Source organism: Vibrio sp. Y10_XG_PY6, assembly GCF_024181795.1.
Taxonomy (GTDB): Bacteria; Pseudomonadota; Gammaproteobacteria; order Enterobacterales; family Vibrionaceae; genus Vibrio; species Vibrio diabolicus.
Window position 1 is genome coordinate 778,606 of record NZ_JAMZAQ010000002.1, and the last position, 15,224, is coordinate 793,829.

Sequence of the window (15,224 nt, forward strand, 5' to 3'; positions counted from 1 at the left end):
GAACCATTTAGGGTAACCTGTCAGATCTTGTCACATCGAAGTAACGAAACTGACAGTTTAGAGTCAGATTAATTCATCTAAATGACCTAGATATAACTTCTAGGTGACCTGGCGAGTTTATGCATTATCTTCAGCGTTAATTAGTGACTAACGCTTCATCTATAAATTTTGATATCTTTGTATGGCGGCTAAAAGCCTTTGATATAAGGAGAGATTCGTATAGAACCGACACATCTCCTACAAACACAACTTGGTGCTTTGCTCTGGTTAACGCTGTATAAATTAGATGTCGGTCAATGACCCTCGACTTTTTGATTACAACAATTACACGGTCAAATTGACTACCTTGGCTTTTATGAACTGTCAGTCCGTATGCATGCTCTAAGTGCTTTAACTCTGACGGGTTTAAGGTTACTTGTGTACCTTCAAAGTCCACAAAAACCTCTTGATTGGTTGAGTTGATTATCTTACCAATAGATCCATTTCTAATCCCTTTGGAATAATCGTTTCTTGTATACATGACAAGCTCACCAACCCTCAAGGTGCTACCATTTATAGCGTGTTGTACTGTTCCATATTCGGTATCTGTAAACTCTATAGCATCTCCCTTGGAAAACTTGTCATGTATGAGCGTATTTAGGCTTAGAACGCCGCCTGAGGAGGATTTAATTGCTGACAAGAGAAGGACATCATTATTTTCACCGTTTCCACCTAATTCTTCGTATAGCCGCAATGATTCTGTCTCAATATCTGCGTTGCTACACTGAACGAAACTAACGCCTTGCCCAATACCTTTATAGGGAGCGAAAGGGATGGGTTCTCTCGTCATTGGATAGCATCTCACTTTGTTTGCTACCGTAGGTATGCCAGAGGCTTCTGACTGTCGCTTAACCGATGTCAGGTTAGGATTGAAAATATTTTCTACACCAACGAGAGCATGGAAAATAAGACCGATTCCGACTGGTGGTAACTGTTCTTCATCTCCCGTCAGTATAATTCTCCCATTACTTGGAATTCTTTTTAGTAATTGATATATAGAAAGAATATCTATCATGGACGCTTCATCAATGATGAATGTAGCATCCTCTGGAATGTCATCCTGATTGACGTGATACATGAACGCTGCAATTGTCATGGCTTGACGTCCTGTAGCCTCCGTAATTCTCATGGCGGCTTTTCCAGACAATGCCATCAAATAGATTTTGCTAGTCAGTTTTAAACTTTCCAATGCGAAACAGATAGCTTCAAGTACGGTTGTTTTGCCGCATCCAGCACCGCCTGTCAGGACAGATAGTCTGGCAGCAGTACAAATCGATACTGCATGTTGTTGCTCTTCAGTAAGCTCAAAACCAACTCGTGATTCGTATTGCGCAATAATGGCATCAATATGCTTGCTAACAATTGGATTTAATGGATATTTAGTAAGACTAGATATTATTGAAGCGACACCTGATTCAACGATATCCATGCTTCTGACCTGCGCTATGTCTTCGTCAACAATTACTTCTTTATCTTCAATCGAGATATCAATAGCTGTCAGGGCTAAGTCACCAATTTTTCTTCTTAGTTTCTGCCTTAATTCTGCAAGCGGTAGGCACGTGTTACCTGATTTGAATCCTTCATAAAGTGTTTCTTTTGCATACGCTACAAGGCGTTCTGGGGAGTCAGATTTAAAGCCAAGCCGATTTATTGCATACTCATCCAGGGCTTCTAAACTCGCCATAAACATTACAAGCACATAGGGATTAGCTTTAATCTTGTCATAAGCACTTAGCCCCCATATTTTTAAGACAGATTCACCCACATATGCTGGTACACCTAAGTCGTCTAATAGCTTTAGACAATGTAACTCTTGATACGCATTCAGACCATCGATCAACGTCTGAGCAACGTGTGCGCCTAAGATTGGGGTCAGCCTATCAGCATCATTATTAGCCGCAATTTGGTATAGTTCGTCGCCATAAAAGGACACTAGTTTTTCAGCCTTTACTCCACTTATCCCTTTGAATACTTTGGATTCTGACAGGAGTCTCTTTAAATTTTCGTTTGCAGCCTTAACAAAAGATATCTTTGTGGGTTTTATGACTTTTTCTTCCTTTGACGTGCCATCTTTCCACGTTATTTTTTGTTTTTCTACGGTGCCTTCGACATGCCAAAAATGCTTTTCTTTGAATATTGAAGGAGTGGGTGCTACATCAAATCCAGCTTTAATGACAAAACGCGTGGGACTATCACAAAGAGTTACAGCAGAAAATATAATTCCTCCCTTTGCCCCTTTACTACGAATGGAACGAATTTGCACATCACCAGAGAATTGCTCCATTACAAGCGTCCTGTTTCCATCATGTAGCTTTCAATCACTTCTAGATGCTTCAGTTTTTCTTCAGTTTTTTGAAGCTGAATTTTGGTTTCTCTAAGTTCTTGTTCTAGTGCAGCATTGCATTCCTGAGCAAATTTCAGAGTCTTTTTATCTACACTATTTGAGATAGCGGCAGATTTTTCACTTACCTTGTCTGTACCAGTTCTTGAATCCTTGGTGAGTATCCCTTTCTTTAATAAATCAGTGACGACTTCATCAAATTTTTCAATGATTTTAGAATTTTCATTAATTCTTTTCCTGTCAAAGCCACATTCTTTAGCGATAGCTTGTTTGTTCAAACTGTGATTGTCTCTAGAGCGATAATCTTCCCAATCTCCCTCAGATTCTCGCTCTCTCACAAATGTTATGAACTTTTGGTAATTAACTTCTGCTTGAGGATTCGCCATTAATTTTCCTTATGTTTTTTCAGCTTTGTCGGATAAATAAACTCAGGGTCAATACCTTGATCTTCCAGCATTTGATAACAGTCATTTAAGCGTAATTGAAGGGCTTCAATCTTACGGGTCAATTCCTGATTCGCTTCCTTTTGTGCTTCATACTTTTCCTTGTAGCCATCAATAGGCGTTGCTCCTTGCGAAGGATCTACGGTTTTATATCCTCGCAGAAATTCTCTGACTTCTTTATACCGCTTCATATATGGTGTGTTGCGATTCAAAGTCATACGAGTTACACCACATCTGTCAGCAATGTAATCATGTCCAAATTCGTGCTTATACTCTGGGTTTTTAATAAAAAACTCTAAACTACTCAGCGCAATAGTTTGCCACTCTGGAGCCTTACTCATCTTTTATATTCTCTGGATTAAATATTTGAACGATAGGAATTTTATGAGCTTCATTTTTTTCTGCGTTTTCATAGGCTTTTAGTGCAGCAATGCAACCGTTTATTGTGTCTATACAAAACTGTACATGTTGGTCTAGAGGTTCTTGGTTATTCAGTTTCAATGAAAGCTCATCGTAGTTTGGCAATAGCGCACTTAGCTGATTTTCATAATGAACCTTTGTATTGTGAATATTAACTAGAGCTTCTTTATCGGTTGGATCTATTCCAAAATGATTGCATGTTTCACCATCATTACCCCGTAGACACATCATTCCTTTTTGACACGGTGATACGTCTAAATCTCTGTCGCAAGTTCCCCAAGGGGTGTAATGAACAGCAGACATGGTGTGATTTAGAGCTGTCTCTATTTCATCTAGCGAAACGTTATTATTTCTCATACGCTTTATGCGTCTGCCCAGAACATCATCGGGTGGATTTTCAGACATATACCGTTTACGCATTGCCTCAGCTCGTTCTTTCGCTGTTCGATGGTCGTAATGTCTTGTTTGTCCAGGCGTTCGCCCCATCCATAGGTCAATTGCTGATTCGTTTTTTCCCGCCCGAATTAGGGCTGTAGTAACCCAGTGGCGTATTTGATGTGAATTCAAAGAAACAACGTCACCGTTTTCATCTTTAATATCGTAGTTTTCGAATATCGTTTTATGGCGGCTTCCTTTTTCGTCATTGTTTATCCATCGAGTGTAAGCCCTATATGTCAAAGGACATGGAATTAAGCCATGAGATTTTGTCCCTGCGTCAAAAGTATCATTCTTAGCAATAAACAAAAATTCACTAAAAGGCATATCAATTGTATAGGAGGTTGATACAATCTCTTCTTTTGCATCAACGTTATCATTAGCTCGATACACCATCCTTTTGGTGTCTTCATACTCTTTCAAACAAAGTTTGCTAAGCTCTTCTTTTGAGATAATGACTCTTTGTCTTGCGGCTCTTTCGTCACCATACTTACACTTTAATTTACCGACAATTGATTGTGAGTATCGACCCTGAATAGCTTTACTTTCTCTCAACAAACTTACGGTTAGTCCCGAAACATGTATGTCACCACTTGTGCCTATTTCACTACGAGCAAAATGAAGATCGGGGTCATATCCATGTTCCTTGAGAGCATTCTCAAAATTCTCAGGTCGATCTGGAAAGGTAAATGAATTTATAAATGCTTGAGCACCTTCTTGCTCAACTTTACGAGCAAAGTCTCGGTGAGGCTTTGTTATTTCAAGGATTCTTGCATGGGCATCTACTATCACTTTTTCCCAAATTTTAGGGATAGACTTAGCGAAAGCAAGTTCCCCTTTTTCGACTGGCACTCTGAGGAAATAACGCTGTCTGTCTTCATCGAACCCAAGGCAATCTTTGTGAAGACGAAGTACTTCTCCGATACGTAGCCCTAGACCTTCCATAAAAGGTGTAGCTAGCAATCTAAGCTCATCATATCCATCTTTTGGTTGAAAGTATTCTGGTGTACCGCCTGATTCGACAAGGCGTTTAGCCGCATCAAATTTTTGTTTTATGCGCCCAAAGTACAGACCAATATCTTCAACATGTTTTTCTTTCTGAGCTTCCTTTTTTGTATTCGTGGTTACGTCATTACGTTCCAATGCAGGGTTTTTCATGTTAACTTTAGGCACAAAGGTCTTACAAAAGCTCTTCTTAACTACAAAATTCTTGATAAAAGATACCGAGTCTTTATAACGCTCAAAGGTGCCTCTGGGCTTTTCATAATAGGTTTGTAGTAATGGTATTAGGGCATCAATTTTACTTTGATCCATTGATAGCAATGCGTTTTCATCAAAGTTTAGTGAAGTTCCTAGCCAGGCGATACGACTAAGTAAGCCTGGAATAGTTCGTTCATTTCCAGATTTGTGTTTTTTAATACTATGTAGTGTAAAAAGGCGATATATGTCTCCCCATATCCCTTGCATCAAGACGCTATCTTCAATTTTTGTATGGGAAGTAACGATTGCTCCATTTATATCAAGACATCCTCTAAAATAGATAGTGCGACCGCGATACTGCCAACCGCTCTCATCCCATTGACCTCTTATGGTTCCTTTCGACACTAATGTGTCGAAGTCAACTTGTGCTAAATTCCTCTCTTCATGAACACGGTCTATTAGTGTTTGTAGAGCCTTATTTACTTTTTGAGAGCGAAAATCGATAGGGTTCATCGTTATTTTTCACCCCTCATAATTTTTTGAGCTTCAACAATTTGTAAAGCACCTTCATATGCTTCGTTTAACTGATGTTGAACCGCTCCTGTTGAATTATTTTTGACAAATTCGACTTCTTTCTCGATTACTTCTAGTTGTTTTTGATGATTAGCGTCCTTGAAGGGTCTAAAGCGGCTACAGCCATAGCAACTCACTGTTGGATGATATTCACATAAGGTCTTTTTTAAACACTTCCCAATAGAGAGAACATCCGATACACGAATTAGGCTACCTTCAAGATTATCGTCTTCATCGATAAAATAACCTTGCCATCGTAAAGCGGCATTTTTTAGAGCAGTAGATACTTCAAACGTATCATCGATAAAATCAATAAGATCTTGATTGTATTTAAAATAGTGCTGTACTGATGCTGTTGTTGAATGGTCTAGAGCTAACGCAACTTCTTCAGGTGTCTTGCCCTCCATCACCATGCGAGTGCCTAACGTATAACGGAAACGATAGGCGTTCATTTTAAGTGGATAAGGATTACCGTCTTCATCCCTGCAATACACAGACTTTAATTGCAATAGTTGAGGAATTTCAATGCCAAATATGGAAGTGATTCTTTTTGAGTTGACATGCCATGCATAAGGAGCCAATAGCTTATGTTTTAAGAATTCACTATTAACTTTTTTTGCTTTAAATAATGGTCTCGGAAGTTCTTTACCGTCTGCATCCATTTCAACTAAGTTGGAATGGTCTTGAATTAATTGATTAATCTCTGCTGCTAACTCTACTGGCAATTCGCGAACAGTAAAGTTCCCTTCGGTTCTACGCAATTGTGCGGCACGCCCCTTTACTCGTGGGATCAGAATATACCAAGCTAGCTTCTTTTTATCGTAATAAATATCGTCTTCACGTAGTAAAGCTAGTTGTATAGGTCTAAGTCCAAATCTTTTGGCTAATCCAACTAAAACGCGAAACTCAGTCTTAACTTTTTCATCCTGTATTGCTGTTGTTATTTGAGAAATTTCTGAGCGAGTGAAGGGGCCATATTCATGATCTAACATAGATACGCGCTCTTTACGTCCAATCGCTTTAACCGCGACTTCAGAAACTTTTAGTTCTAACTCATCTGTAAAGCCCCAGTAATCATTGGCGATACCGTACTTAACAAATTGTCTAATAGATAAGAAAGCTCGCTGATTATCCTTATTTTTGAGGATAACTGAAGATAGTTTTCTGCCTAGTTCTTTCGCAAATTTTCTTTCATTTGAGTAGGTATCTTCGGTAAAGCTAATACCTTGTAATACGTTAAAACCTTCGGAGATATGATTAATTGAAGCTGGAGATCTTTCAATTGCTGTATCTATCCAACATTTAGCAGCGATGTAGTCGAGGTAAGTATCGCCAGAATAATGATCACTTAAGTTATAAAAATCATGGCCTTTACCTACGTTGATTAGCTGAATTCTATTCAACAAACGTCCGCTTAGATCCCGTAACTGAACAGTTTGTCCAAAATAAGTTTCAATCTGAGATGGGAAAGGGTCACAATCACCATTTAAGCTTGAGACGAAATCATATACTTGAGAATAAGGATCAAATGAATCTTCTGATAAATATTGTGTAGCCGCATGCCCCATATTTATTCACTCTTTGCTAAATATTCAGATAGCTTTCTTTGTAGAAGCCCTTTTGTATAGTGCTTAGGCATATTACTGGTTGAAGACCAACCGCCCCAAGTCGTTAATGTATCTTGCATATCTCCCGATTTAGTCATTGGAGAGTTGGAACCTTCATAATCTTTATCAACGGCATCGCGAACTTCAATCCCTTTAGTAACTCGTAAGCGGTGAGGATGAATAGTGTTAACCAGTTCAGGCATTTTTCGATAAAGGCTGTCGATCAAATATGATAGCCCATCGGTAGTCATTGCTCCCCCATCTGATTTACTTACAAATAGGTAGTCTGTTAATTGATCATTAAATGGTTTACGTAGCTTAGGTCTATCTTCTTCAATATAATCAATAATTAAGTTCGACAAACCTTGAGATATGGGCAATTCTCGCCCTAAGGTTTTATGCGAAGCTCCGTCTGCTCGACCCCGAAAACTTTTACTGTTTTTATCTTCTGTGGTAATCACCACAGTTGGATTGGTTGTTAGTTTCAGATGCTCGTCGTTATTTTTAATTAAAACTAGCTCAGCAGCACGGCAACCTAGCTCAATGAGTAATAGAATCGCACAAGCATTTCTTCTTTGAAGTTCTGGGCTAAAAGGGTTTACTTCATTAAAAAAGTCTATAGTCGAGGGTCTTACAATATCCCTAATTATGTTCACTTCCTCGACTGATAATGACTTAGCTTGGTTCGTATGGATTTCTATCTCTGTCTTGGAGTAGCGTTTTTTCCTAAACCGTCCGATCATCGCAAAAACATGTTTTTGTCGGTCATCCATACGTTCCAAGTCATTCAATCTATTAACATAACGAGAATAATGAAAACTTAAAAATTGTGATATAGAGTCAATTCGACGATTAAAGGTGGACGGTTTGACCACTACACCATCATCAACAGTGTAATTGTAATTCACTAATAGAGCTGAGCTTATAGCCGTAATTTGCCGATGGCTGAGAATTTTAATGGCTGCGGCATCTTCGAAAAATGAGGGATGATGTCTATCGACATACTCATAGAAAACAGCTAAGTCACGTAATCGCGCTTTTACTGTATTTAGCGGTTTGCTATGCCACAAATCGAATCCCCATAGCGCAGCCGATGGAAGTGGGCAGTCGCAATCCTCGGTATCAACCAGCATTGGAAGGAGTTGATTATCATATTTAGGGTGACGAATGTTTTTGACTTTGTATCTCATAACCGATGTTACATATCCATGTAAGGTGAAATATCCTTATGGGTTTTAGGTTATATCTTAAATGTTACATATTCAAGTGGCGTGAAATATTTTCACTTTAAAATAAAAAAAGGCGTCACAAGGACGCCATTATAAGTAATTGTTTAATAAAAACATTTTTTAGTTAACCACAAAAAATGTTACATATATAAAAACACACCAGTTATATCTTACAACCGCCGCCAGCACAATCGTCATCTTGTGGTTGAACAGCGTCTTTCTGTTCATCTTTTGCGCCATCACGAGTGTTATGGTAGTAAAGCGTTTTCACACCAAACTTGTACGCTGTTAGCAGGTCTTGAAGTAGTTTCTTCATTGGTACCTTGCCAGTCTCGTAGCGTGACGGATCGTAGTTAGTATTAGCAGAGATAGCTTGGTCAACAAACTTCTGCATAATACCCACAAGATGTAGGTAACCGTCGTTCGAACCGATGTTCCAAAGCAGTTCATAGTTGTCTTTAAGTTCAGTGAACTCAGGTACAACTTGCTTCAGAATACCGTCTTTCGAAGCTTTTACTGAAACATAACCACGTGGTGGCTCAATACCGTTAGTTGCGTTTGAAATCTGAGAAGAAGTCTCAGACGGCATTAGCGCAGTCAGTGTTGAGTTACGTAGGCCGTGCTCCATAATTTCTTTACGTAGGCTGTCCCAGTCGTAGTGCAGCGCTTCGTCACAAATTAGGTCGATATCTTTCTTGTACGTATCAATCGGCAGTAATCCTTTCGCGTAGTTCGTTTCGTCGAATGAAGGACACTTGCCTTGCTCTTTCGCCAGTTCTACCGATGCTTTTAGTAGGTAGTACTGCATTGCTTCGAACGTACGGTGAGTCAGGCCATTTGCGCTACCGTCAGAGTATTTCACGCCATGCTTCGCTAAGTAGTAAGCGAAGTTGATCACACCAACACCTAGCGTACGACGGTTCATCGTCGATTTGTATGCCGCTGGTAGAGGGTAATCTTGATAATCAAGCAGTGCATCTAGCGCACGAACAACAAGATCAGATAGCTCTTCGAAATCATCTAGAGACTTGATAGCACCAAGGTTGAAGGCAGAAAGCGTACATAGTGCGATCTCGCCCGAGTCATCTTCAACGTTAGTTAATGGCTTCGTTGGCAGTGCGATTTCTAGACATAGGTTCGATTGACGAACTGGCGCTACTTCAGAATCGAATGGGCTGTGAGTATTACAGTGGTCCACGTTCTGAATGTAGATACGACCTGTTGATGCACGCTCTTGCATTAGCAGAGTGAACATTTCAATCGCTTTAACCGTTTCTTTCTTGATTGAAGGATCGTTCTCGTACTTCACGTATAGACGCTCAAACTCTTCTTGGTTTTCGAAGAATGCGTCGTATAGACCTGGTACGTCTGAAGGTGAGAATAGTGTGATGTTGCCACCCTCAACCAAACGTTGGTACATCAGTTTGTTCAGCTGTACACCGTAGTCCATGTGACGAACACGGTTCTCTTCAACACCACGGTTGTTTTTAAGCACCATTAGGGAGCGAGCTTCGCCGTGCCACATTGGGTAGAATACAGTCGCTGCGCCACCACGAACACCACCTTGCGAACAACATTTTACTGCGGTTTGGAAGTATTTGTAGAACGGGATACAGCCAGTGTGGAACGCTTCACCACCGCGAATCTCTGAGCCTAATGCACGGATACGACCAGCGTTGATACCAATACCAGCGCGCTGAGATACGTAACGAACAATCGAGCTTGCTGTTGCGTTGATAGAATCAAGACTGTCGCCACACTCGATCAGAACACATGAGCTGAACTGGCGAGTAGGGGTACGTACGCCAGACATAATTGGCGTAGGTAGAGAAATCTTAAATGTCGATGTCGCATCGTAGAAACGCTTGATGTAATCAAGACGCGTTGCTTTTGGATATTTCGCAAATAGGCACGCTGCTACAAGGATATATAAGAACTGAGCACTTTCGTAAATTTGGCCCGTTACACGGTTTTGTACGAAGTACTTGCCCTCTAGCTGCTTAACTGCCGCGTATGAGAAGTTTAGGTCGCGTTTATGGTCGATGTACGCATCAAGTTCGTCGAGTTCTGCTTTTGTGTAGTCTTCTAGAATATGTTGATCGTACTTACCCATATCGACGAGGCGAGACACGTGATCATAAAGCGTTGGTGGCTCGTATTGGCCATACGCTTTTTTACGCAGATGGAATACCGCTAGGCGAGCAGCTAGGTATTGGTAATCCGGAGTCTCTTCAGAGATCAGGTCTGCCGCAGACTTGATGATTGTCTCGTGAATATCTGTCGTTGTGATGCCGTCGTAAAACTGGATGTGAGCGCGAAGTTCTACTTGAGAAACCGAAACATTATCTAGACCTTCTGCAGCCCAAGTGATAACGCGGTGGATTTTATCCAGATCGATACTTTCTTTACGGCCATCACGCTTGGTGACGGTAAGTTGTTGGTTCATTCTGCTTTATTTCCCTAAGAAAACTGATAAAAGCCGTATTTTTGTTTGTTTATGTGCAATATGAGTAAAGCTTGCGGCGGCTTTGTGATCAAAGTCTATCTATATATTGTCGCTTAAACACAACATATAGGGGTTCATTTGTTTGCGGGTTACAAGATAGTGCTATTACACTGATTTATCAAGGTACAGATCGGGGATGACTTGTGGATAACTGACAAAATGAAAAAAATCAGTAAGTGAACACTAACCGATGAGAAAAGGGCAGACTTGAATGGTTAAAAGCACGGTTTTGAGATCGGTTTAGAAATAACCGCATGCAAAAATATTTTCCTTGATCTTTGGCCGTTTTTATCTACGAAAAATAGGTTGGTTAAAATGGAATCTAGAGCACGAATTTTAGGCATAAAAAGACAAAAAAAGCGGCAACTTTGTGCTACCGCTTTCGATTCATTTTCTACAAAAAATGTCAATCACAAAACGCATTTTTTAACATAACGGCGTTCAGTATTTTTTAGTATGAACGATGTAGTTTACATCTACATTACGGCCGAGTTTGTAACTGTCATTAAGAGGGTTGTAATGCAGGCCTGTAATGCCCATTTCTGTTAGGTCTGTTTGGTCTATCATCTTCATCATTTCGGCAGGCTTGATAAACTTCTCGTGCTCGTGAGTCCCCTCAGGAACAATCTTAAGAAGCTTCTCTGCACCGACAATAGCAAACAAGTATGACTTGATGTTTCTGTTCAAGGTTGAGAAAAACACGTGACCACCAGGTTTTACTAGCGCAGCACAAGAGCGGATAACGGAGAGAGGATCTGGAACGTGTTCAAGCATCTCCATACAAGTCACGACATCGTAAGTCCCTGCGTTTTCTATAGCGTGGTCTTCTATTGTGCTCTGAATGTAGGTCAGTTGAGTACCTGTTTCTAATGCATGTAGTCGCGCGACTTCTAAAGGTTCTTTGCCCATATCAAGTCCAGTCACAATAGCGCCTTCTTTCGCCATGCTTTCAGCAAGAATGCCACCACCACAGCCGACATCAAGTGCGCGCTTGCCAAACAAGCCATTTGCTTTTTCAAGTACATAGTTCAAACGAAGGGGGTTAATTTGATGAAGTGGCTTAAACTCGCCTTCTAAATCCCACCATCGAGAAGCCATGTCCTCGAATTTCTTAATTTCACTTGGGTCGACGTTTTGTGCTTTAGTCATAATTGGTTTTATTGCATTCAATCTGAGTCCTTTAGAGGGCGTCAGTATACTCCAACGTTTTATAACCAAACAACCTCGACGTGCTTAGTGAAGGGACAATGACAGAGTTCACTGGTGCGGCAACAACAGGCTCCTGTAACTTTGAAAGGGCTTGCATGTTTTTTGTTCATCCTTGAACTAGTGCCAGTGACAATACTCTAAAACCGGCATTTTTGACGTTGTGTGGATATATTGGGATTAACGATTTCAACTAAGTTCCATACGTACAGAGTCCGATTTTGCTCAATATTGACCGAAATATAACCACTAATCAGAAAGATATGGGATGAGTGTGCAAATTCTCGACATTTGATTCATAACCAAGCTCACAACCTGATAAAAGGAGAGGGAAAGTGATGCCGAAGTGATGAATTGTGTGTTATATTTTTGCACCTTACACGTATCGTAATTACGATCAGATAATAGAGGGATAATGGCTCTATGAGCGATTTAGCTAAAGAGATCACGCCCGTAAACATTGAAGATGAGCTTAGAGGTTCATATCTAGACTATGCGATGTCAGTCATCGTGGGTCGTGCTCTTCCAGATGTGCGTGATGGCCTAAAACCAGTACACCGCCGCGTTTTATTCGCGATGAACGTACTAGGCAACGATTGGAACAAACCATATAAAAAATCAGCCCGTGTTGTCGGCGACGTAATCGGTAAATATCACCCACACGGTGATAGTGCTGTGTACGACACAATCGTACGTATGGCTCAACCGTTCTCGCTTCGTTACATGCTGGTCGATGGTCAAGGTAACTTTGGCTCTATCGATGGCGACTCTGCTGCGGCAATGCGTTACACCGAAGTTCGAATGGCAAAAATTGCCCACGAACTATTGGCTGACCTAGACAAAGAGACCGTAGACTACGTACCAAACTACGACGGTACTGAGCAGATCCCAGCGGTTCTTCCAACTAAAATTCCAAACCTATTGGTTAACGGTGCTTCTGGTATCGCAGTAGGTATGGCAACCAACATCCCGCCTCATAACCTTGGCGAAGTGATCGATGGCTGTCTTGCATACATCAATAATGAAGAAATCACTATTGATGAACTAATGGATTACATTCCTGGTCCTGATTTCCCAACGGCGGCGCTGATCAGCGGTCGTAAAGGCATTGTAGACGCGTACAAAACAGGTCGCGGCAAAATCTACATGCGTTCGAAAGCGGACATCGAAGTGGAGAAGAATGGTAAAGAAACCATCATCGTCACTGAGATCCCATACCAGGTAAACAAAGCTCGCTTGATCGAAAAGATCGCTGAGCTAGTTAAAGATAAGAAAGTTGAAGGCATCAGTGCACTGCGCGACGAGTCAGATAAAGACGGTATGCGTATTGTTATTGAATGTAAGCGCGACGCTGTGGGCGAAGTGGTTCTAAACAACCTATACGCTCAGACTCAGTTGCAAACCACTTTCGGTATCAACATGGTGGCCCTAAACAATGGCCAACCACAGCTATTCAACCTGAAAGATATGTTGAAGTGCTTCGTTGATCACCGTCGTGAAGTTGTGACTCGTCGTACTATTTTCGAACTACGTAAAGCGCGTGAACGTGCCCACATCCTTGAAGGTTTAGCGCTAGCGCTTGCCAACATTGATGAAATCATTGAGCTTATCCGTAAGGCGCCAACACCGGCTGAAGCAAAAGCGGGTCTTATCGCTCGTGGTTGGGATTTAGGCAACGTTTCAGCAATGCTAGAGCGTGCTGGTACAGATGCAGCACGCCCTGAATGGCTAGAACCTCAATACGGCATTCGCGATGGTCAGTACTTCCTGACTGAGCAACAAGCACAAGCTATCCTAGATCTTCGTCTACACAAACTAACAGGTCTAGAACACGAGAAGATTCTTGGCGAATACAAAACACTTCTAGAAGAAATCGCTGAGCTCATGCATATCCTTGCAAGCACTGAGCGTTTGATGGAAGTGATCCGCGAAGAACTTGAAGCGGTTCGTGACGGCTTTGGTGATGCTCGTCGTACAGAAATCACAGCTGCGAGCCATGATATCGACATGGAAGAGCTGATCGCACGTGAAGACGTTGTGGTTACTCTATCGCACGGTGGTTACGTTAAGTACCAAGTACTGAGCGACTACGAGTCACAGCGCCGTGGTGGTAAAGGTAAGAGTGCGACCAAGATGAAAGATGAAGACCACATTGAGCGTCTTCTAGTGGCGAATACCCACGATAACATCTTGTGTTTCTCTACTCGCGGTAAAACATACCGTCTGAAAGTTTACCAATTGCCTCTAGCGAGCCGCACTGCTCGTGGTAAGCCAATTGTGAACATCCTTCCACTAGAAGAAGGTGAGCGCATTACCGCGATTCTGCGTGTTGATGAATTCTCTGAAGACAAATTCATCTTCATGGCAACAGGTGACGGTACGGTTAAGAAAACGCCGTTGAACCAATTTGCAAATGTTCGTTCAAATGGCCTGATTGCAGTAAACCTACGTGAAGACGATTCGTTAATCGGTGTGGATATCACTAACGGCGAAAACGAAATCATGCTGTTCTCTAAAGCGGGTAAAGTGGTTCGCTTTAAAGAAGCAGAAGAAATTCCAGTACTTGACGAAAATGGTAAGCCAGTTCTTGATGAGAATGGTCAGCCAGAGATCAAGTTTAAAGGTGTTCGTCCTATGGGTCGTACCGCCTCTGGTGTGCGTGGTATGAAACTGGCTGAAAATGACCAAGTTGTATCACTTATCGTTCCTTCACACGAAGGCGACATCCTAACAGTTACAGAAAACGGTTACGGTAAACGTACAGCGCTGAGTGAGTACCCGACAAAAGGTCGTGGCACTCAAGGTGTCGTTTCTATCAAAGTTTCTGAGCGAAACGGCCCGGTAGTTGGTGCTATCCAGGTTGTTGAAGGTGATGAAATGATGATGATCACCGACGCTGGTACACTAGTACGTACTCGTGTGGGTGAAGTTAGCCAGGTTGGTCGTAACACACAAGGTGTAACGCTTATCCGTACTGCGGAAGACGAATCTGTTGTTGGTTTGCAACGTATTGAAGAAGTTGATGACGAAGAGCTGCCTGCTGGTGAAGAAGCAGAAGCATTAGAGTCAACAGATGAAAATACGCAGCAAGATACTCCAGAAGCGCCAGCCGCTGATGATGCAGAGGAAGGTAACGAAGAGTAATCTTTCGTTACTATTCTAATGTAAAAAGCCGAGCCTCAGTTGCTCGGCTTTTTTGTACCTGTATCAACGCAATACAAGCAT

9 protein-coding genes are annotated in these 15,224 nt (G+C 41.5%); 1 reads left to right on the forward strand and 8 read right to left on the reverse strand.

From position 1 onward, the window contains the following. Window positions 1-136 precede the first annotated feature (136 nt). The 8 genes from NL644_RS11895 to ubiG form a co-directional block, all read right to left on the reverse strand. Window positions 137-2,323, reverse strand: coding sequence for an ATP-dependent RecD-like DNA helicase (locus NL644_RS11895; RefSeq protein ID WP_047725739.1), 2,187 nt, complete (start codon window positions 2,321-2,323; stop codon window positions 137-139). Beyond that, complete coding sequence (locus tag NL644_RS11900; protein ID WP_047725738.1) at window positions 2,323-2,766, reverse strand: hypothetical protein; 444 nt, start codon at window positions 2,764-2,766, stop codon at window positions 2,323-2,325. The genes NL644_RS11895 and NL644_RS11900 overlap by 1 nt, the downstream gene beginning before the upstream one ends. Next, window positions 2,766-3,164 (reverse strand): hypothetical protein, encoded by a 399-nt coding sequence (locus tag NL644_RS11905; RefSeq protein ID WP_047725737.1) that lies wholly within the window; start codon window positions 3,162-3,164, stop codon window positions 2,766-2,768. Before NL644_RS11905 ends, NL644_RS11900 begins: the two co-directional genes overlap by 1 nt. Then, the gene (locus NL644_RS11910; protein ID WP_253658424.1) at window positions 3,157-5,391 is read right to left on the reverse strand and encodes a hypothetical protein; all 2,235 of its coding nucleotides are present in this window, start codon (window positions 5,389-5,391) and stop codon (window positions 3,157-3,159) included. The genes NL644_RS11905 and NL644_RS11910 overlap by 8 nt, the downstream gene beginning before the upstream one ends. Window positions 5,392-5,393: 2 nt before the next feature. Further along, window positions 5,394-7,019, reverse strand: a complete 1,626-nt coding sequence (locus NL644_RS11915; RefSeq protein WP_253658425.1) for a hypothetical protein — start codon at window positions 7,017-7,019, stop codon at window positions 5,394-5,396. A gap of 2 nt (window positions 7,020-7,021) precedes the next feature. Continuing rightward, window positions 7,022-8,248, reverse strand: a complete 1,227-nt coding sequence (locus NL644_RS11920) for a hypothetical protein (RefSeq protein WP_222133566.1) — start codon at window positions 8,246-8,248, stop codon at window positions 7,022-7,024. Window positions 8,249-8,450: 202 nt separating this feature from the next. Further along, on the reverse strand, window positions 8,451-10,733 hold the full coding sequence (gene nrdA, locus NL644_RS11925) for a class 1a ribonucleoside-diphosphate reductase subunit alpha (protein WP_005394788.1): 2,283 nt from the start codon (window positions 10,731-10,733) through the stop codon (window positions 8,451-8,453). A gap of 501 nt (window positions 10,734-11,234) precedes the next feature. Beyond that, complete coding sequence (gene ubiG, locus NL644_RS11930; RefSeq protein ID WP_031780424.1) at window positions 11,235-11,942, reverse strand: bifunctional 2-polyprenyl-6-hydroxyphenol methylase/3-demethylubiquinol 3-O-methyltransferase UbiG; 708 nt, start codon at window positions 11,940-11,942, stop codon at window positions 11,235-11,237. 480 nt (window positions 11,943-12,422) lie between these two features. Here ubiG and gyrA point away from each other — a divergent pair, with 480 nt between their 5' ends. Beyond that, window positions 12,423-15,143 carry a DNA topoisomerase (ATP-hydrolyzing) subunit A gene (gene gyrA / locus NL644_RS11935; RefSeq protein ID WP_005394780.1) on the forward strand — a complete coding sequence of 907 codons (2,721 nt, stop codon included), beginning with the start codon at window positions 12,423-12,425 and terminating at the stop codon, window positions 15,141-15,143. Window positions 15,144-15,224: the final 81 nt, after the last annotated feature.

Coding starts and splice junctions, on each gene's coding strand:
- NL644_RS11900 (WP_047725738.1), bottom strand. CDS start 2,766: ATGGCGAATCCTCAAGCAGAAGTTAATTACCAAAAGTTCATAACATTT.
- nrdA (WP_005394788.1), bottom strand. CDS start 10,733: ATGAACCAACAACTTACCGTCACCAAGCGTGATGGCCGTAAAGAAAGT.
- NL644_RS11905 (WP_047725737.1), bottom strand. CDS start 3,164: ATGAGTAAGGCTCCAGAGTGGCAAACTATTGCGCTGAGTAGTTTAGAG.
- gyrA (WP_005394780.1), top strand. CDS start 12,423: ATGAGCGATTTAGCTAAAGAGATCACGCCCGTAAACATTGAAGATGAG.
- NL644_RS11895 (WP_047725739.1), bottom strand. CDS start 2,323: ATGGAGCAATTCTCTGGTGATGTGCAAATTCGTTCCATTCGTAGTAAA.
- NL644_RS11920 (WP_222133566.1), bottom strand. CDS start 8,248: ATGAGATACAAAGTCAAAAACATTCGTCACCCTAAATATGATAATCAA.
- ubiG (WP_031780424.1), bottom strand. CDS start 11,942: ATGACTAAAGCACAAAACGTCGACCCAAGTGAAATTAAGAAATTCGAG.
- NL644_RS11915 (WP_253658425.1), bottom strand. CDS start 7,019: ATGGGGCATGCGGCTACACAATATTTATCAGAAGATTCATTTGATCCT.
- NL644_RS11910 (WP_253658424.1), bottom strand. CDS start 5,391: ATGAACCCTATCGATTTTCGCTCTCAAAAAGTAAATAAGGCTCTACAA.